At 61.4% G+C, this 18,788-nt stretch carries 16 protein-coding genes; 8 read left to right on the top strand and 8 right to left on the bottom strand.

Annotation, left to right across the window (positions count from 1 at the left end; genetic code table 11):
- Complete coding sequence (gene hemH, locus M2400_RS20470; protein WP_259197510.1) at positions 1–1,026, top strand: ferrochelatase; 1,026 nt, start codon at positions 1–3, stop codon at positions 1,024–1,026.
- A gap of 133 nt (positions 1,027–1,159) precedes the next feature.
- Here the strand turns inward: hemH and M2400_RS20465 are convergent, their stop codons facing one another.
- The 3 genes from M2400_RS20465 to algW all read right to left on the bottom strand — a co-directional run bounded on the left by M2400_RS20465 (position 1,160) and on the right by algW (position 5,266).
- Positions 1,160–1,879, bottom strand: a complete 720-nt coding sequence (locus M2400_RS20465) for a DUF4198 domain-containing protein (RefSeq protein ID WP_177048147.1) — start codon at positions 1,877–1,879, stop codon at positions 1,160–1,162.
- Positions 1,880–1,891: 12 nt separating this feature from the next.
- The gene (locus tag M2400_RS20460) at positions 1,892–4,003 is read right to left on the bottom strand and encodes a TonB-dependent siderophore receptor (protein WP_259197509.1); all 2,112 of its coding nucleotides are present in this window, start codon (positions 4,001–4,003) and stop codon (positions 1,892–1,894) included.
- 108 nt (positions 4,004–4,111) lie between these two features.
- Positions 4,112–5,266 (bottom strand): Do family serine endopeptidase AlgW, encoded by a 1,155-nt coding sequence (gene algW, locus M2400_RS20455; RefSeq protein ID WP_010177003.1) that lies wholly within the window; start codon positions 5,264–5,266, stop codon positions 4,112–4,114.
- Positions 5,267–5,369: 103 nt separating this feature from the next.
- Here algW and M2400_RS20450 point away from each other — a divergent pair, with 103 nt between their 5' ends.
- The 3 genes from M2400_RS20450 (at position 5,370) to cysN (ending at position 9,226) form a co-directional block, all read left to right on the top strand.
- Positions 5,370–6,128, top strand: a complete 759-nt coding sequence (locus tag M2400_RS20450; protein WP_010177002.1) for a Nif3-like dinuclear metal center hexameric protein — start codon at positions 5,370–5,372, stop codon at positions 6,126–6,128.
- Between the two features lie 272 nt (positions 6,129–6,400).
- Positions 6,401–7,318 carry a sulfate adenylyltransferase subunit CysD gene (gene cysD / locus M2400_RS20445; RefSeq protein WP_016971196.1) on the top strand — a complete coding sequence of 306 codons (918 nt, stop codon included), beginning with the start codon at positions 6,401–6,403 and terminating at the stop codon, positions 7,316–7,318.
- A 9-nt stretch (positions 7,319–7,327) separates the two neighbouring features.
- Complete coding sequence (gene cysN, locus M2400_RS20440) at positions 7,328–9,226, top strand: sulfate adenylyltransferase subunit CysN (RefSeq protein ID WP_008432291.1); 1,899 nt, start codon at positions 7,328–7,330, stop codon at positions 9,224–9,226.
- A gap of 191 nt (positions 9,227–9,417) precedes the next feature.
- On the opposite strand, the gene M2400_RS20435 is transcribed toward cysN, so the two are convergent.
- The 3 genes from M2400_RS20435 to M2400_RS20425 are packed head-to-tail and all read right to left on the bottom strand — an operon-like array spanning position 9,418 to position 12,825.
- Complete coding sequence (locus M2400_RS20435) at positions 9,418–10,326, bottom strand: acyltransferase (RefSeq protein ID WP_259197508.1); 909 nt, start codon at positions 10,324–10,326, stop codon at positions 9,418–9,420.
- Positions 10,327–12,426 (bottom strand): phosphate acetyltransferase, encoded by a 2,100-nt coding sequence (gene pta / locus M2400_RS20430; RefSeq protein WP_017476010.1) that lies wholly within the window; start codon positions 12,424–12,426, stop codon positions 10,327–10,329.
- A gap of 60 nt (positions 12,427–12,486) precedes the next feature.
- On the bottom strand, positions 12,487–12,825 hold the full coding sequence (locus M2400_RS20425) for a DUF3565 domain-containing protein (protein WP_177077163.1): 339 nt from the start codon (positions 12,823–12,825) through the stop codon (positions 12,487–12,489).
- On the opposite strand from M2400_RS20425, the gene M2400_RS20420 reads away from it, so the two are divergent.
- From M2400_RS20420 to M2400_RS20410, 3 genes are all read left to right on the top strand, one after another.
- The gene (locus M2400_RS20420) at positions 12,794–13,279 is read left to right on the top strand and encodes a peptidylprolyl isomerase (protein ID WP_003208457.1); all 486 of its coding nucleotides are present in this window, start codon (positions 12,794–12,796) and stop codon (positions 13,277–13,279) included. The genes M2400_RS20425 and M2400_RS20420 overlap by 32 nt on opposite strands.
- A 135-nt stretch (positions 13,280–13,414) precedes the next feature.
- A complete protein-coding gene (locus tag M2400_RS20415) occupies positions 13,415–13,897 on the top strand; it encodes a glutathione peroxidase (RefSeq protein WP_177048139.1) in 483 nt (160 codons plus the stop codon).
- Between the two features lie 236 nt (positions 13,898–14,133).
- Positions 14,134–15,237 carry an NADH:flavin oxidoreductase gene (locus tag M2400_RS20410; protein ID WP_259197507.1) on the top strand — a complete coding sequence of 368 codons (1,104 nt, stop codon included), beginning with the start codon at positions 14,134–14,136 and terminating at the stop codon, positions 15,235–15,237.
- A gap of 94 nt (positions 15,238–15,331) precedes the next feature.
- Here M2400_RS20410 and M2400_RS20405 read toward each other — a convergent pair whose 3' ends face one another.
- Positions 15,332–16,510 carry a glycosyltransferase family 1 protein gene (locus M2400_RS20405; RefSeq protein ID WP_177120321.1) on the bottom strand — a complete coding sequence of 393 codons (1,179 nt, stop codon included), beginning with the start codon at positions 16,508–16,510 and terminating at the stop codon, positions 15,332–15,334.
- Positions 16,511–16,574: 64 nt separating this feature from the next.
- Positions 16,575–17,330 carry a sulfate transporter CysZ gene (gene cysZ / locus M2400_RS20400; RefSeq protein ID WP_177048132.1) on the bottom strand — a complete coding sequence of 252 codons (756 nt, stop codon included), beginning with the start codon at positions 17,328–17,330 and terminating at the stop codon, positions 16,575–16,577.
- A gap of 293 nt (positions 17,331–17,623) precedes the next feature.
- On the opposite strand from cysZ, the gene trxB reads away from it, so the two are divergent.
- A complete protein-coding gene (gene trxB / locus M2400_RS20395; protein WP_177048130.1) occupies positions 17,624–18,586 on the top strand; it encodes a thioredoxin-disulfide reductase in 963 nt (320 codons plus the stop codon).
- Positions 18,587–18,788 lie beyond the last annotated feature (202 nt).

Genomic DNA, 18,788 nt, shown 5'->3' with positions numbered 1-18,788 from the left:
ATGACGGATCACGCGTTGTTACTGGTCAACCTGGGTTCACCGGCGTCCACTTCGGTGGCGGATGTGCGCAGCTACCTTAACCAGTTCCTGATGGACCCTTACGTCATCGACCTGCCGTGGCCGGTGCGGCGTTTGCTGGTGTCGCTGATCCTGATCAAGCGCCCCGAGCAGTCGGCCCATGCCTACGCCTCGATTTGGTGGGACGAAGGCTCGCCGCTGGTAGTCCTCAGCCGTCGCCTGCAACAACAGATGACGTCGCAATGGACCCAGGGCCCGGTGGAACTGGCGATGCGTTATGGCGAGCCGTCGATTGAAAGCGTACTGACTCGTTTGGCATCCCAGGGCATCAAGAAAGTCACCCTGGCGCCGTTGTACCCGCAGTTCGCCGACAGCACCGTGACCACGGTGATTGAAGAAGCCCGGCGCGTGGTGCGGGACAAGAAGCTGGCGATCGAGTTTTCGATCTTGCAGCCGTTTTACGATCAGCCGGAATACCTCGATGCGCTGGCCAACAGTGCCAGGGCCTACGTGGAGCAGGATTTCGATCACCTGCTGCTGAGTTTCCACGGCTTGCCCGAGCGTCACCTGAAAAAGCTCGACCCTACCGGGCAACACTGTTTCAAGGACGCCAACTGTTGCCAGAACGCCTCTCCCGAGGTGCTTGCCACTTGCTATCGCGCCCAATGCTTCAGCGTTGCGCGGGATTTTGCCGAGCGCCTGGGTTTGCCGGAGGGCAAGTGGTCGGTGGCGTTCCAGTCGCGATTGGGCCGGGCCAAGTGGATCGAACCCTACACCGAGGCACGCCTTGAAGCGTTGGCTCAGCAAGGCGTGAAGAAGCTGCTGGTGATGTGCCCGGCGTTTGTCGCGGACTGCATCGAGACGCTGGAAGAGATTGGCGATCGCGGGTTGGAACAGTTCCGTGAGGCGGGGGGCGAGGAGTTGGTGTTGGTGCCTTGCCTGAATGACGACCCGCAGTGGGCTGTGGCGCTGAATACGTTGTGCGAAAGAGCACCGGTATCGCTGTGATCCGATTGTCGAAACGATAGAGATCAAATGTGGGAGCCGGGCTTGCCCGCGATAGCGGTGGATCAGTCACCAGATGCCTCGACTGAAAAATCGCCATCGCGGGCAAGCCCGGCTCCTACATTGTTTGCGGTGTTTACTCGTGATGCGGCTCGCCCAGGAAGGTCAGGGAACTGAACAGCCCGCGAGTCGCTACATCAGCATTGTCCTTGAGCGGGATTTCCACCTGCGCCGCAATCACATTCAACCCTTCATTCCTCACCAGCACCTGTGCGCGGCCGTCTTTATCGGTCTCGGTGCTCAGCGTGCCAGGTGCATTGCGATAATCCCCAATCAGCTTGATCCCCGCCGCCGGCTTGCCATCCAGCAGCACCCGCACCGGCAGTGACTTGCCCGGGCCTACGGTCAGTGGATCAACCTCCGGCAAGATCAGCAGCTTGATCTGATCCAGCTTCGGCAACTTCGCCCCCGGCTGGTAAATCGCCAGGCTGTACTTGAAGGTCTGGGTCGACTCGATCGCCCCTGGCACTTTGCTGCGGCCTTGGTTGATCCACTTCTTGTCAGCGGTCTGCGACCACATCCCGTTATCCAGCGCCACGGCCAACACCGCCGGCGACTTGAGCGGCTTCAGGCGCGCATGGTCGGGCAGGCGTTCCACCGTTACCGGGATCATTTTGCCGCTGGCGTCATAGGCCCAGGCACCACTGATTTTCTGCGCCTTGAACGCGTTATCTTCGGCACCGTGGCCGTAGATCACTTCGATATTGCCGCGCCGTTGTTCGGTCCACAGGCCGTGGGCCGAGACTTGGGTGGCAAACAGCAGGCCGAGTACGGCCAGGGATTTGAAGGCTTGCATGGTGACGTCCTTTTACAGGTTGAGGGTCAGGCTGACGGTGAAATTGCGCGGCTCACCAGGGTTGACCCAGTAATTGCTGTAGGAGCGCTCGTAGTACTTTTCATCGAACAGGTTGTTGAGGTTCAGGCCCACGGTGACGTTGTCGCTGGCTTTGTAGTGCGCGAGCAAATCGACGGTGTGGTAAGCCGGCAGTTCGAAGCGGCCCCCGGCTTCACCCGAGCGATCGCCCACGTAGGTAAAGGCCGCGCCAAGGTCGGAACCGCGCAGCAGGCCATCCTGGAATTCATACACCCCAAGCAAGCTGCCGCTGCGTTTGGCCACGCCGAGAATCCGGCTGCCGGTAGGGATGGTTTTGTCGCCCTTGGTCACTTCGGCGTCGATGTAGGCAAAGGCGCCGATCACCCGTACGGCGTCAGTCACTTGCCCGGTCAGTTGCAGGTCAACACCCTGGCTGCGAGCCTTGCCCATGGCGCGGTTGGTGTCGGTGGCCGGGTCCAGGGCCAGGACATTTTCCTTCTCGATATGGAAGGCGGCGAGGGTGGTGCTCAGGCGGTCGTCGAACAGCTCGCTCTTGATCCCGATTTCATAACCCACGCCTTCCTCCGGCTTGAAGGATTTGCCGCCGGCGTCCAGGCCATTGTTGGGCTTGAACGAGGTGGACGCGTTGGCGAACAGGCCTACTTCGGGCGTCAGTTGATAGAGCAGGCCGGCGCGTTGGGTCAGGGCGTCGTGGGTTTGTTGGCTTTTCGCATGGTTGCGGGCGAAGTCGTTGGTGCGCTGCTCGAAGTGTTCGAAACGCGCGCCGATCATTCCGCGCAGGCGGTCGGTGAAGATGATCTGGTCCTGCAGGTTCAGCGCCTGGCTTTTCACCTGTTCGAAAAAGTCGGTGCCGGAGCGTGCGCCGTTGGGTTTGGGCTGGCCGTAGACCGGGTTGTAGATGTCGATGGTATAGGGGCCGCCGGCGATGGCGGTCACCCGTTCTTTCTTGCGGTAGTCCTCGTATTCGGTGCCGACCAGCAGTTCGTGCTGCCAGTTGCCGATGTCGAACCGCCCGCGCAGTTCGAGTTGGGTGATGCTGTCGTGCCAACCGGTGGAGCGTTCGCGGTAGCGGCGGTTGAGGGTGTGGCCATCGGCATCCAGCGGGCGGTTTTCCGAAGCGTCGCCCCACAGGCTGCCTTGTTTGTAGTGGCTGGCCAGGCGCAGCTGCCAGGCATCGTTGAGGTGATGTTCGAGGGTGGCTTGCAGGCGGTTGTTGTGGTTGCGGATATCGCCGTCGTTGGGCTCGCCGAGGAAGGTCGAGCGGGAAACGCCGCTCCAGCGGTTGTTGGGCGCGACGATGCCACGGTCGAAGGTGGAGCGGTGGCGCACGAATTCGCTTTCCACCAACAGGCTTGTGTCCGGGTCCAGTTGCCAACTGATGGAGGGCGCGACGAACACCCGCTTGGCCTCGACGTGGTCACGAAAGCTGTGGTTGTCTTCCACCGCCAGGTTGACCCGCGACAGCACGTTGCCCTCGCTGTCCAGTGGTGTGTTCACGTCCAGCGCGGTGCGGTAGCGGTCCCAGCTGCCGGCGCTGGTCTGCACGGTGGTGAAGGGTTCGGGCTGCGGCTTTTTGCTGACGATATTCACCGTGCCGCCTGGGTCGCCACGGCCATACAAGCTGGCAGCAGGGCCCTTGAGCACTTCGATGCGTTCGATATTGGCCGCGTCCGGTGTGCTCGGGTAGCCGCGGTTGGCGCTGAAACCGTCCACGTAGAACTCTGAGGTGGTGAAGCCGCGAACGCTGTATTCGTAAAGCGTCAGGCCCCCGAAGTTGTTCTGTTTGGAGACGCCGCCGGCGAACTCCAGGGCGCGCTCGACGTTGGTGCTGCCCAGGTCCTGGAGCACCGAGGCGGGAATCACGCTGATGGACTGTGGGATATCGCGCAGGGCGGTGTCGGTCTTGGTGGCGCTGGCGGAGCGGGTGGCGCGATAGCCCTTGACCGGGCCGGTGGCCGATTCGTAGGCCTCGCTGGTGATGCGGGTGGCGTCCAGTTCAAGCGGGGTGTTGTCTTCGGCGCAGGCCGGTTCTACCAGTAAACCCAAGGCAATTGCGGCCAGTGGGGCAAATCTTCGAGACGGCATGATAGAGCGTTCCAATAGCAATATTGAAACAATATAACATCTCTAATGAGAATAATTTCCTTCTGAAATATTAGGTAACAGGAGCCCGCGGACGGGCTCCCGGCGCCGTTATTCCTCTTCTTTCACCGGCGCAGGCGGCGGGCGCAGGCCCACTTCTGCCTGCAGCTTGATCTCCTTGCCATTGCGCATCACCTGGATCGCCACCTTGTCGGTCGGCTTGATCCGCGCCACCTGGTTCATCGACTTGCGCCCGTCGCCGGCCGGTTCGCCGTCGATGCTGAGGATCACGTCGCCCAGTTGCAGGCCGGCTTTCTGCGCCGGGCCATCGCGGAAGATCCCGGCGACTACGATGCCAGGGCGCCCGGTCAGGCCAAACGACTCGGCCAGTTCCTTGGTCAGTGGCTGTACTTCAATCCCCAGCCAGCCGCGAATGACCTGGCCATGCTCGATGATCGACTTCATCACTTCAGTGGCCAGCTTCACCGGGATGGCGAAGCCGATGCCCTGGGAGCCGCCGGACTTGGAGAAAATCGCCGTGTTGATGCCGGTCAGGTTGCCGTTGGCATCCACCAGTGCACCGCCGGAGTTGCCGGGGTTGATCGCGGCGTCGGTCTGGATGAAGTCTTCGTAGCTGTTGAGGCCCAACTGGTTGCGCCCGGTGGCGCTGATGATGCCCATGGTCACCGTCTGGCCGACGCCGAACGGGTTGCCGATGGCCAGCGCCACGTCACCCACGCGCAGCCCTTCGGAGCGGCCGATGGTGATCGAAGGCAGGCCTTTCAAATCGATTTTCAGTACTGCGAGGTCGGTTTCCGGGTCGCTGCCGACCACACGGGCCAGGGTTTCCCGGCCATCACGCAGGGCCACGACAATCTGGTCGGCGCCGGTGGTCACGTGGTTGTTGGTCAGGATGTAGCCTTCCGGGCTCATGATCACGCCGGAGCCGAGGCTGGATTCCATGCGCCGCTGCTTGGGCCCGTTGTCGCCGAAATAGCGGCGGAACTGTGGGTCTTCAAACAGCGGGTGCGCCGGTTTGTTGATGACTTTGGTGGTGTACAGGTTGACCACGGCGGGGGCGGCGATCACCACCGCGTCGGCGTAAGTCACCGGGCCTTGTACCACCGCGCTGGTTTGCGGTGCCTGTTGCAGGTTGACATCGAAAGTCGGCAGGCCGACCAGTTGTGGATAACGCTGAATAATCAGCATCGCGATCAGCACGCCAGCCAACAATGGCCATCCAAAAAAACGCAGTGCCTTGAGCATTAAGAAAAATCCTGACAGGTTGCAGGGGACGGGAGAGCGCCCATAATGTCGCGCATTATACGAGGCCGTGAGCGCCTCTGAACGGGATATTTAGGAGTCTTTTATGGCCGTAGCCCTGAGCACCTTAGTCGAGGAAGCGGACCGCTACCTTAATAGTGCAAAAATCGCCGATTACTGCCCCAATGGCCTGCAGGTCGAGGGTCGGCCGCAGGTGCTGCGCATCGTCAGCGGCGTGACCGCCAGCCAGGCACTGCTGGACGCGGCGGTGGAAGCCCAGGCCGACCTGGTGCTGGTGCACCACGGCTATTTCTGGAAAGGCGAAAGCCCGTGCATCACCGGCATGAAGCAGCGCCGCCTGAAAACCCTGCTCAAGCACGACATCAGCCTGCTGGCCTATCACTTGCCCCTGGATCTGCATCCGGAAGTCGGCAACAACGTGCAATTGGCCCGGCAACTGGACATCACCGTCGAAGGCCCGCTGGACCCGGACAACCTCAAGGTCGTGGGCCTGGTGGGTTCCCTGGCCGAGCCGGTGTCGCCCCGCGACTTCGCCCGCCGCGTGCAGGAAGCCATGGGCCGCGAGCCGCTGCTGATCGAGGGCAGCGAGATGATCCGCCGCGTCGGCTGGTGCACCGGGGGTGGCCAGGGTTATATCGACCAGGCGGTACTCGCCGGTGTGGACTTGTACTTGAGTGGCGAGGCGTCGGAGCAGACGTTCCACAGTGCCCGGGAAAACGACATCAGCTTTATCGCAGCCGGGCATCACGCCACTGAGCGGTATGGTGTGCAGGCGTTGGGTGATTACCTGGCACGGCGTTTTGCCCTGGAACACCTGTTCATCGATTGCCCCAACCCGATCTGAAGAACACCACCAACAATGGGTAATCCCCAATCCTTGTGGGAGCTGGCTTGCCTGCGATGCAGGCACCGCGGTGGGTCAGTTACACCGCGGCGATGCCATCGCAGGCAAGCCAGCTCCCACATTGACCGCGCTCTGTGCCCCAAACCCCGAGGTATATTCATATACCGTTTCGATCTAGCCGGCTCCCTCAATAGAATCAGGCGCTGTGCTAGCATGCCCCGCTCGAACACGGCCCGCTGGCCGTCCATAAGATCGTTTTTCCGTGAGTAACCATGGTCGACAAACTGACGCATCTGAAACAGCTGGAGGCGGAAAGCATCCACATCATCCGCGAGGTCGCCGCCGAGTTCGATAACCCGGTGATGCTCTACTCGATCGGTAAAGACTCCGCCGTGATGCTGCATCTGGCACGCAAGGCATTTTTCCCGGGCAAGCTGCCGTTTCCGGTGATGCACGTCGACACCCGCTGGAAATTCCAGGAGATGTACAAGTTCCGCGACAAGATGGTCGAAGAGCTTGGTCTGGACTTGATCACCCATATCAATCCGGATGGCGTGGCGCAGAACATCAACCCGTTCACCCACGGCAGCGCCAAGCACACCGACATCATGAAGACCGAGGGCCTCAAGCAGGCCCTGGACAAGCATGGTTTCGACGCAGCATTCGGCGGTGCCCGTCGCGATGAAGAGAAATCCCGTGCCAAAGAGCGCGTGTACTCGTTCCGCGACAGCAAGCACCGCTGGGACCCGAAAAACCAGCGCCCGGAGTTGTGGAACGTCTACAACGGCAACGTCAACAAGGGCGAGTCGATCCGTGTGTTCCCGCTGTCCAACTGGACCGAGCTGGACATCTGGCAGTACATCTACCTGGAAGGTATCCCGATCGTTCCGCTGTACTTCGCCGCCGAACGCGAAGTGATCGAGAAGAACGGCACGTTGATCATGATCGACGACGACCGGATCCTCGAGCATCTGTCCGACGAAGACAAAGCCCGAATCGTCAAAAAGAAAGTACGTTTCCGTACCCTTGGCTGCTACCCGTTGACGGGCGCGGTGGAGTCCGAAGCCGAGACGCTGACGGACATCATTCAGGAAATGCTCCTGACGCGAACTTCCGAGCGCCAGGGCCGTGTCATCGACCACGATGGTGCAGGCTCGATGGAAGATAAAAAACGTCAAGGCTATTTCTAAGGGGCTGTCATGTCGCATCAATCTGATTTGATCAGCGAGGACATCCTCGCCTACCTGGGCCAGCACGAGCGCAAGGAAATGTTGCGCTTCCTGACCTGTGGCAACGTCGACGACGGCAAGAGCACCCTGATCGGGCGCCTGCTGCACGACTCCAAGATGATCTATGAAGACCATCTGGAAGCCATCACCCGCGATTCGAAAAAGTCCGGTACCACTGGCGATGACATCGACCTGGCGTTGCTGGTCGACGGCCTGCAGGCCGAGCGTGAGCAGGGCATCACCATCGATGTTGCCTACCGCTACTTCTCCACCGCCAAGCGCAAATTCATCATCGCCGACACCCCCGGCCATGAGCAGTACACCCGCAACATGGCCACCGGTGCGTCCACCTGTGACCTGGCGATCATCCTGATCGACGCCCGCTACGGCGTGCAGACCCAGACCCGCCGCCACAGCTTTATCGCCTCGTTGCTGGGCATCAAGCACATCGTGGTGGCCGTCAACAAGATGGACATCAACGGTTTTGACCAAAGCGTATTCGAGTCGATCAAGGCCGATTACCTGAAGTTCGCCGACGGTATCGCGTTCAAGCCGAGCACCCTGGCCTTCGTGCCGATGTCGGCGCTCAAGGGCGACAACGTGGTGAACAAGAGCGAGCGTTCGCCCTGGTACACCGGCCAGTCGCTGATGGAAATCCTCGAGACCGTCGAGATCGCCAACGACCGCAACTACACCGACCTGCGTTTCCCGGTGCAGTACGTCAACCGTCCGAACCTGAACTTCCGTGGTTTTGCCGGCACCCTGGCCAGCGGCATCGTGCACAAGGGCGACGAAGTGGTGGTGCTGCCGTCGGGCAAGAGCAGCCGCGTCAAATCCATCGTCACCTTTGAAGGTGAACTGGAAAACGCAGGCCCCGGCCAGGCCGTGACCCTGACCATGGAAGACGAGATCGACATCTCCCGTGGCGACCTGCTGGTACACGCCGACAACGTGCCGCAAGTGACCGACGCCTTCGACGCCATGCTGGTGTGGATGGCTGAAGAGCCGATGCTGCCGGGCAAGAAATACGACATCAAGCGCGCCACCAGCTACGTGCCGGGTTCCATCACCAGCATCGTGCATCGCGTGGATGTGAACACCCTGGAAGAAGGCCCGGCGAGCGCCTTGCAGTTGAACGAGATCGGCCGGGTCAAGGTCAGCCTCGACACAGTGATCGCCCTGGACGGTTACGCGAGCAACCGCACCACCGGCTCGTTCATCGTCATCGACCGTTTGACCAACGGCACCGTGGCCGCCGGCATGATCATCGCACCGCCGGTGACCCATGGCAGCGCGGCGCAGCATGGCAAGCTGGCGCACGTGGCCACCGAAGAACGCGCCCAGCGCTTCGGCCAGCAACCGGCGACCGTGTTGTTCAGCGGTTTGTCGGGCGCCGGCAAAAGCACCCTGGCCTACGCGGTCGAGCGCAAGCTGTTCGACATGGGCCGTGCGGTGTTTGTGCTGGATGGCCAGAACCTGCGCCACGACCTGAACAAGGGCTTGCCCCAGGACCGTGCCGGACGTACCGAGAACTGGCGTCGTGCCGCGCATGTGGCGCGTCAGTTCAACGAAGCGGGCTTGTTGACCCTGGCTGCGTTCGTTGCACCGGATGCAGAAGGGCGTGAGCAGGCCAAGGCGCTGATCGGCGGTGATCGTTTGCTGACCGTTTATGTGCAGGCTTCGCCGCTGGTGTGTGCCGAGCGTGACCCGCAAGGCTTGTACGCGGCGGGCGGGGATAACATCCCGGGTGAGTCCTTCCCGTATGACGTGCCGTTGAATGCCGACCTGGTGATCGACACCCAGGCACTGTCGCTGGAAGACAGCGTCAAGCAAGTGCTGGAGCTGCTGCGTCAGCGCGGCGCGATCTAAGCTTTACGCGCACAAAAAAGCCCGCCACCGATCACTCGGTGGCGGGCTTTTTCACATCATCAAGGCCAACTCGGTCAACTGTGGGAGCTGGCTTGCCTGCGATAGCGGTCTGTCAGTGCATGCAGTTTTAGCTGACCCACCGCTATCGCAGGAAAGCCAGCTCCCACATTAAATTTGCATCCACATGTTGATCAGCGGCGGGCTGGGAAGTCTTTGTGAAGCTGTTCGAGAAGCACATCCTTCTCTTCCCACAACCGGTTGATCCAACCCTGGAACGCCAACCGATACTCCCCATCCTGCTCATAATTCTTGCCGATGAACCCGGCCGGAATCTGCACTTCCTCAAACTGCACGACCACGTCCTTCACATTCCCGCACAGCAAATCCCAATAACCGGGGCGCCCGCCAGGATAGTGAATGGTCACGTTCACCAGCGACTTCAGCTGCTCACCCATGGCATCCAGCACAAACGCAATGCCGCCCGCCTTGGGCTTGAGCAGGTAGCGAAACGGCGATTTCTGCTGGGCATGTTTACCCGGGGTAAACCGCGTGCCCTCGGCAAAGTTGAAAATGCCCACCGGGTTGTGGCGAAACTTCGCGCAGGTCTTGCGGGTGGTTTCCAGGTCTTTGCCTTTCTTCTCCGGGTGCTTTTCCAGGTACGCCTTGGTGTAGCGCTTCATGAACGGGAAGCCCAGTGTCCACCACGCCAGGCCGATCACCGGGACCCAGATAAGCTCTTGCTTGAGGAAGAACTTCAGCGGGCGAATACGCCGGTTGAGCACGTATTGCAGCACCATGATATCGACCCAGCTCTGGTGGTTGCTGGTCACCAGATATGAGTGTTCATAGTCCAGGCCTTCCAGGCCTTCCAGGCCTTTCAGGTGCCAGCGGGTGCGGCGTACCAGGTTCATCCAGGCCTTGTTGTTGCTGATCCAGGCCTCGTGGGTCTGGTTCATCAGCCATTCGCTGAAGCGCTTGGCAAACGGCAACGCCTTGAACAGCGCCACGATAAACAGGAACGAGCACAGCAGGATCGTGTTCAACGCCAGCAACAGCGAGGCGATCACCCCGCGCACGGCGGCAGGTAGAAAATCCAGCATTTAGACATCCATAGGTCGGTTGGCGGCTTGAATCGCGGTCAATGCGATCGTGTACACAATGTCGTCCACCTGCGCCCCGCGGGGCAGGTCATTCACCGGTTTGCGCAGGCCTTGGAGCATCGGCCCCAGGCTCACGCAATCGGCGCTGCGCTGCACCGCCTTGTGGGTGGTGTTGCCGGTGTTCAGGTCGGGGAACACAAACACCGTGGCCTTGCCCGCCACCAGGCTGTTGGGCGCCAGTTGCCGGGCCACGGTTTCGTTGGCAGCGGCGTCGTACTGCAACGGGCCGTCGATCAGCAGCGAACTTTGGGCTTCATGGGCGAGCAGGGTGGCTTCGCGGACTTTCTCGACTTCTTCGCCCGTGGCGGAATCACCGCTGGAGTAACTGATCATCGCCACCCGTGGCGTGATGCCGAACGCGGCAGCCGAGTCGGCGCTTTGCAGGGCGATTTCCGCCAGTTCCGCCGCACTGGGGTGCGGGTTCATCACGCAGTCGCCGTACACCAGCACTTGCTCCGGGAACAGCATGAAGAATACCGACGAGACCAACGTGCAGCCCGGCGCGGTCTTGATCAACTGCAAGGCCGGGCGAATGGTGTTGGCGGTGGAGTGGATGACGCCGGAGACCAGGCCGTCGACTTCATCCAGCGCAAGCATCATGGTGGCGATCACCACGGTGTCTTCCAGTTGCTGCTCGGCCATCGGCGCGTTGAGGCTTTTGGTTTTGCGCAGGGCCACCATGGGCTCGACGTAACGCTGGCGAATCAGGTCGGGGTCGAGGATCTCCAGGCCTTCGGGCAGTTCGATGCCATGGGCGCGGGCTACGGCTTCCACGTCTGCCGGCTTGGCCAGCAGCACGCAACGGGCAATGCCCCGTGCCTGGCAGATGGCGGCGGCCTGCACGGTCAGCGGCTCGCTGCCTTCGGGCAGCACGATGCGCTTGTTGGCGGCCTGGGCGCGCTGGATCAGTTGGTAACGGAACACCGCCGGCGACAGGCGCATTTCCCGCGGCGTGCCGCAGCGTTGGTGCAGCCAGCGGGCATCGAGGTGGCTGGCGACGAAATCGGTGATGATCTCCGCACGTTCGCGGTCATCAATCGGGATTTCCTTGTTCAGGCTGTTGAGCTGGTTGGCAGTGTCGTAGGAGCCGGTGCTCACCGACAACACCGGCAGCCCGGCCTGGAACGCGCCACGGCACAGGTCCATGATCCGTGGGTCGGGCAGGGTGTCGCTGGTCAGCAGCAGGCCGGCCAGCGGCACGCCGTTGATGGCAGCCAGGCTGACGGCGAGGATGATGTCGTCGCGGTCGCCGGGCGTCACTACCAGCACGCCGGGCTTGAGCAGTTCCACGGTGTTGCGCATGGTGCGGGCGCAGATGATGATTTTGGTCATGCGCCGGGTTTCGTAATCACCGGCGTTGAGGATCTGCGCGCCCATCAGGTCGGCCACGTCGCGGGTGCGTGGGGCGTTGAGTTCCGGTTGGTACGGAATGCAGCCCAGCAGGCGGAAATCGCCGCTGCGCAGCAAGGGCGAATGCTCCTTGAGGCGCGCCGAGAACGCTTCCATGCTTTCGTCGGTGCGCACCTTGTTGAGGATCACGCCGAGCACTTTTGGATCTTTCGGGCCGCCGAACAGCTGGGCCTGCAGTTCCACGCGGCCGGAGAGTTCGGTGAGCACTTCGTTTTCCGGGGCCGAGACCAGGATCACCTCGGCGTCCAGGCTCTTGGCCAGGTGCAGGTTGACCCGGGCGGCGTAGCTGGCGCTGCGGGTCGGCACCATGCCTTCGACGATCAACACGTCCTTGCCCACGGCGGCTTGCTGGTAAAGGGTGATGATTTCTTCCAGCAGCTCATCCAGCTGGCCGTCGCCGAGCATCCGCTCTACGTGGGCCAGGCCCAGGGGCTGCGGCGGTTTGAGGCCGTGGGTACGGGCTACCAGCTCGGTGGAGCGCTCGGGGCCGGTGTCGCCGGGGTGCGGCTGGGCAATCGGTTTGAAGAAGCCGACTTTCAGCCCGGCCCGTTCAAGGGTGCGCACCAGCCCAAGGCTGATGGAGGTCAGACCCACACCAAAATCGGTGGGCGCGATAAAAAAAGTCTGCATGCGGATTCTCTAAAGGTGCATGGCATGGGTCCGGGCCTATGTCTGGCCTGTAACCGAATTTCAATCCCTAAGGTTATCGCTAACCGGGCCTTGAGCACACCAGCCACAGGCAAAGGGCTCGCCTATTTTTTCAAGGCGTTGCGCCGGGTCCGTGACCCAGGCGCGGGATTGCCAGGGCGGCTGGTGGCGCAGGTGCTGGGTGTGGCCGCAGGAAAGCTCGACGACCCAGTGCTGGTCTTCGTCCTGGTGAAATCTGACGACCGTCGGGTCAGTTGTTCGACCCCGTCCGTCCGGGTTGTGTTCGCTTTCGGGCAAATCCTTGTTTAGACTTGTCCGTTCTTCATTCTTCTGCAAAAGGTCTCGCCCCATGCCGATCGCCGCCAATAAGGCTGTCTCCATTGACTATACCCTGACCAACGACGCTGGTGAGGTCATCGACAGTTCTGCCGGCGGCGCGCCGCTGGTCTACCTGCAAGGTGCAGGTAACATCATCCCGGGCCTGGAAAAGGCCCTGGAAGGCAAAGAGGTCGGTGACGAACTGACCGTTGCCGTAGAACCTGAAGATGCCTACGGCGAATACGCTGCCGAACTGGTCAGCACCCTGAGCCGCAGCATGTTCGAAGGTGTCGACGAGCTGGAAGTGGGCATGCAGTTCCACGCTTCCGCTCCGGACGGCCAGATGCAAATCGTCACCATCCGCGACCTGGACGGCGACGACGTGACCGTCGACGGCAACCACCCGCTGGCTGGCCAGCGCCTGAACTTCCAGGTGAAGATCGTCGCTATCCGTGACGCTTCCCAGGAAGAAGTGGCCCACGGCCACGTGCACGGCGAAGGTGGTCACCACCATTAATTGACTGAGCGACGCTCTGTCAGTTGGAAAAAGGCGCCTTCGGGCGCCTTTTTCATTTGGCGGCTATTCTTGCCGACTTGGCGGCTGTAATCTCGAATGGCCGTTACGAAGAACATGGGATATCTGGAGTTCGTCATGAGTGCTTTCCACGACCTTAAACTCAAAGCCCTGGATGGTCAGGAGCTGCCTCTGGCGCCCTTCAAGGGGCAAGTCGTGCTGGTGGTCAACGTCGCCTCCAAATGTGGTTTGACCCCACAGTACGCAGCGCTGGAAAACCTCTATCAGCAATACAAAGCCCAGGGTTTCACCGTCCTCGGGCTGCCGTGCAATCAATTTGCCGGGCAGGAACCGGGTACCGAAGAGGAAATCCAGGAATTCTGCAGCCTCAATTACGGCGTGACCTTTCCCTTGGGCAGCAAGCTTGAGGTCAATGGCCACGATCGCCACCAGCTGTATCGCTTGCTGGCGGGCGAGGGCGCCGAGTTTCCCGGGGACATCACCTGGAACTTTGAAAAATTCCTGCTGGGCAAAGACGGCCGGGTGCTGGCGCGTTTCTCCCCGCGTACACCACCTGATGACCCTGCCATCGTGCAGGCGATTGAAAAAGCCTTGAACTGATACGTTCAGCACTGTCGAGTGAGCTTCTGTGGCAAGGAAGCTTGCTGTGGTGAGGGCGCTTGCTGTGGCAAAGAAGCTTGCTGTGGCGAGGGAGCTTGCTCCCGCTGGGCTGCGAAGCAGCCCCCCCATGCCCTCCCGCTTTTACCCCTTAATCACCCCGATCAATAGTGCTATCCAGCACGCTGCACACTCCATATTATCCACATCATAAATTCCTTTTCTTATGGAGTGCTCCCATGCCTGTCCAAGCTTTGTTCAAACCGTTCCAGCTCGGTGCACTGCAACTGCCGAGCCGCGTGGTCATGGCGCCGATGACCCGTTCGTTCTCCCCGGGCGGCGTGCCCAATTCCAAAGTGATCGAGTACTACCGCCGCCGCGCCGCTGCCGGCGTAGGCCTGATCATCACCGAAGGCACCGTGGTCGGTCACCCGGCTTCCAACGGTTACCCGAACGTCCCGCACTTCTATGGCGAAGCCGCCCTGGCCGGCTGGAAGAAAGTGGTCGACGCGGTGCACGCCGAAGGCGGCAAGATCGTTCCGCAACTGTGGCACGTGGGCAGCGTACGGCGCATCGGCACCGAGCCGGATGCCAGCGTGCCGGCCTACGGCCCTACCGAAAAACTCAAGGACGGCAACGTCGTCGTCCACGGCATGACCGTGCAAGACATCAAGGACGTGATCGCCGCCTTCGCCCAAGCCGCCAAGGATGCCCAGGGCATCGGCATGGACGGCGTGGAAATCCACGGCGCCCACGGCTACCTGATAGACCAGTTCTTCTGGGAAGGCACCAACCAGCGCACCGACGAATACGGCGGCAGCCTGGCCAACCGTTCGCGTTTCGCCATCGAGTTGATCCAGGCCATCCGCGCTGCCGTGGGGCCGGACTTCCCGATCATCCTGCGTTTCTCCCAGTGGAAGCAGCAGGACTACACCGCGCGCCTGGTGCAAACCCCAGAAGCGCTGGGTGAATTCCTCAAGCCGCTGTCTGACGCCGGCGTGGATATTTTCCATTGCTCCACACGCCGTTTCTGGGAGCCGGAATTCGAAGGCTCCGAGCTCAACCTGGCCGGCTGGACCCGCAAGCTCACCGGCAAGCCGACCATCACCGTGGGCAGCGTGGGCCTGGACGGCGAGTTCCTGCAGTTCATGGTCAACACCGACAAGGTTGCGCAACCGGCCAGCCTGGAAAACCTGCTGGAGCGCCTGAACAACGACGAGTTTGATCTGGTCGCCGTGGGCCGTGCGCTGCTGGTGGATCCGGATTGGGCGCTGAAGGTTCGCGAAGGCCGTGAAGGCGACATCCTGCCGTTCAGTCGTGAGGCGTTGACGACGTTGGTGTAAGCGGCGTCTGGTCTGACGCTATCGCGGGCAAGCCCGGCTCCCACAGTTCATCGCATTCCAATGTGGGAGCCGGGCTTGCCCGCGGATACCTGCGTCAGATCAAGCGTGATTCCCCTGCAATCACCGGCTGCTCGCCACATACCCCGCGCAACTGCCGCTCAAACTGCTCGACAATCGCCGGCCAACCCTGACGGCTGGCGTGTTGCCGGGCATTGAGCCGCACCCGCCGCAGGCTCTCGCGCTCTTCCAGCAGCCAATTGGCGGCATCGCAAAACGCCTCTTCGTCCCCCGGCATCGCCAGCACGCCGCTGTAGCCATGGCGAATGTGCTGGGTCGCGGCCGCCTGGTCGTACGCCACCACACCCAACCCTGAAGCCATGGCTTCCAGCACTACGTTGCCGAAGGTTTCGGTGAGGCTGGGGAACAGGAACAGATCCCCGGACGCATAGTGCCGGGCCAGCTCTTCACCGCGCAGGGTGCCGCAGAAAATCGCTTCTGGCAGTTCCTTTTCCAGCATTGCCCGTTGCGGGCCATCGCCGACGATGATCAGTTTCATCTGGCGCAGTGGATAAGTGTCCTGCAACGTCTCGAAGCAGCGTTTGAGCAACCCGAGGTTTTTCTCCTGGGCCAGGCGGCCCACGTGCAGCACCGCGGTTTGCTCACTGTTCAACCCCCAACTTTCCCGCAACGCATTGTCGCGTCTGGCCGGGTGAAACAGCTGGCTGTCGACACCCCGGGCGAGCATGCCCAGGCGCTCGAAATGGCGGCGCTCCAGCTCAAGACGCTGGCTGGCGCTGGGTACCAGGGTCAAGGTCGAGCGGTTATGGAACCAGCGCAGGTAGTGGGTCAGCATCCGGCTGAGCATGCCCAGGCCGTACTGGTTGGAGTACTGCTGGAAGTTGGTATGGAAGCCACTCACCACGCTGATGCCCAGGCGCCGCGCGGCCCGCAACGCAGACAGACCCAGCGGCCCTTCCGTGGCGATATACAGCACATCCGGGCGCTGGCGAGTCCAGCGCCGCAGCAACTTGTGCATCGATGACTGGCCCCATTGCAGGCCCGGGTAGCCCGGCAGTGGCCAGCCGCGGCACAGCATCAGGCCGTCGTCGCTGGGCCGGCTCTGGTCGCTGCCCTGGCGCGGGCGAACCAGTTCGACTTGATGCCCGCGCGCGCGCAAACCTTCACACAGGCGGCCAAGGGTATTGGCCACCCCGTTGATCTCTGGCGGGAAGGTTTCGGTGATCAGGGTGATGTGGAGCGAAGCTGTCGTCATGACCCACAGTGTCGGCGTGGGCCATGTCGTCATTGTGTCTTTTGGATGATGGATTTATGACGGCTCAGGCCTTTTTAAGGGCCTGAGCCTCGGCGCCTTGTTCACGCACCCAGAACAGCGTGGCCCCGGCCACCGCCGCCGGCATCATCAGTAGGTTGACCACCGGCACCAGCAGCACCAGGTAAACGATGCCGCCAAAACTCATGCTCTGCCAGCGCTTCTGACGCAGCCAGGCGAGCATTTCGTTCCAGCCCAGCTTGTGGTTGTCCGCCGGGTAGTCGATGTACTGGATCGCCATCATCCACACGCCAAACAGCAGCCACAATGGCGCGGCCACCAGGTTGACCACCGGGATGAACGACAGGATAAACAGGCCGATGGCCCGGGGCAGGAAGTAGCCCAGTTTGCGCATTTCCCGGGCCAGGGTGCGCGGGACCATGGCCGCCAGTTCGCCCCAGCTGAACGCCGGAAAATCATCGGTGCCGCGCACCACCACTTCGACCTTTTCCGACAGAAAGCCGTTGAACGGCGCAGCGATGATATTGGCAAGCATGGTGAAGGTGAAAAACACCATCAGCACCACCAGCACCACGAACAAAGGCCACAACAGATAATTGAGGAAGCTCAGCCAACTCGGCAGTGTCGGCATCAGCGTATCGACCCACAGGCTGAACTGATGGCCGGCGAAGTAGATCAACCCGACGAACAGTATCAGGTTGATTGCCAGCGGCAGCAGCACAAACAGGCGCAGGCCGGGGCTGAGCACCAGTTTGAGGCCTTCGCGCAGGTATTGGGGGCCTGAAAGAACGGGGGCGGGCATGGGTAACTCCGGGCAATGGGGGCGAACGCGCCGACCTTACCGGCTTTGCGAGGACCGGGAAAGCACGGCCCGCATCACGACATTAACGGTAACAAAGGTGTCGATTAATAGAGGGCACGGGATAGAGACCACCTATGAGCTGGATTGTTATTCCGTATTTCCTTAATCTTGCCACCCTCTATACGCTGCACCCATTATTTTCAGGATCTGCGAGTTCAAGCCTTCCCCAAGTGCTTCGCGGTCCTTTTTTATTCCAGCCGTTCTGTAGTCCGGGCGGTCGATAGGAGTGAGTCATGTCTGATACCCGTCATTCGCGAGTGATTATTCTCGGTTCCGGCCCTGCCGGTTACAGCGCTGCCGTCTACGCTGCCCGGGCCAACCTCAAGCCGCTGCTGATCACCGGCATGCAAGCGGGCGGTCAGTTGACCACCACCACCGAAGTCGACAACTGGCCCGGCGACGTCCACGGCCTGACCGGCCCGGTGCTGATGGAACGCATGAAAGAACACGCCGAGCGTTTCGAAACCGAAATCGTGTTTGATCACATCAACGCAGTCGACTTCTCGAAAAAGCCATACAGCCTGACCGGCGACAGCGGCGTGTACACCTGTGACGCGCTGATCATCGCCACCGGCGCCAGCGCGCGTTACCTGGGCCTGCCGTCGGAAGAAGCGTTCATGGGCAAGGGCGTTTCGGCCTGCGCGACCTGCGACGGTTTCTTCTACCGCAACAAGCCCGTGGCTGTGGTCGGTGGTGGCAACACCGCGGTGGAAGAGGCGCTGTACCTGGCCAACATCGCCAGCACCGTGACCCTGGTTCACCGCCGCGAGACTTTCCGCGCCGAGAAGATCCTGATCGACAAGCTGCATGCCCGCGTTGCCGAAGGCAAGATCATCCTCAAGCTCAACGCCACCCTGGATGAAGTCCTGGGCGACAACATGGGCGTGACCGGTGCTCGCCTGAAGAACAACGACGGCAGCTTCGACGAGCTGAAAGTTGACGGTGTGTTCATCGCCATCGGCCACACCCCGAACACCTCGCTGTTCGAAGGCGTGCTGGATGCCAAAGACGGTTACCTGATCGTGCAGGGCGGCCGTGAAGGCAACGCGACTGCCACCAACATCGAAGGCATCTTCGCCGCCGGTGACGTGGCCGACCACGTTTACCGCCAGGCGATCACCTCCGCCGGCGCGGGCTGCATGGCCGCGCTGGATGCCGAGCGTTACCTCGACGGTTTGAAGGACGCTTCGTTCTAAACCGCTGAAACAAAAAAACCGGCTGCGAGGCCGGTTTTTTTATGTCCGCGATTTATGCCGCACCGCATTCCAGAAGTGATAACCCAATCACTGTGGGAGCTGGCTTGCCTGCGATAGCGGTGTGTCAGTCACCACCGCTATCGCAGGAACGACAGAAGCCAAAATAAACCGAGTTATACAATTGGAACAGCCTCGGGACAAC

Origin of the sequence: Pseudomonas sp. BIGb0558, from assembly GCF_024807515.1 — a bacterium.
Lineage (GTDB): Bacteria > Pseudomonadota > Gammaproteobacteria > Pseudomonadales > Pseudomonadaceae > Aquipseudomonas > Aquipseudomonas yamanorum_A.
Note: the sequence above shows the minus strand (reverse complement) of the source record. Positions and strands in the feature narration are given on the sequence as shown.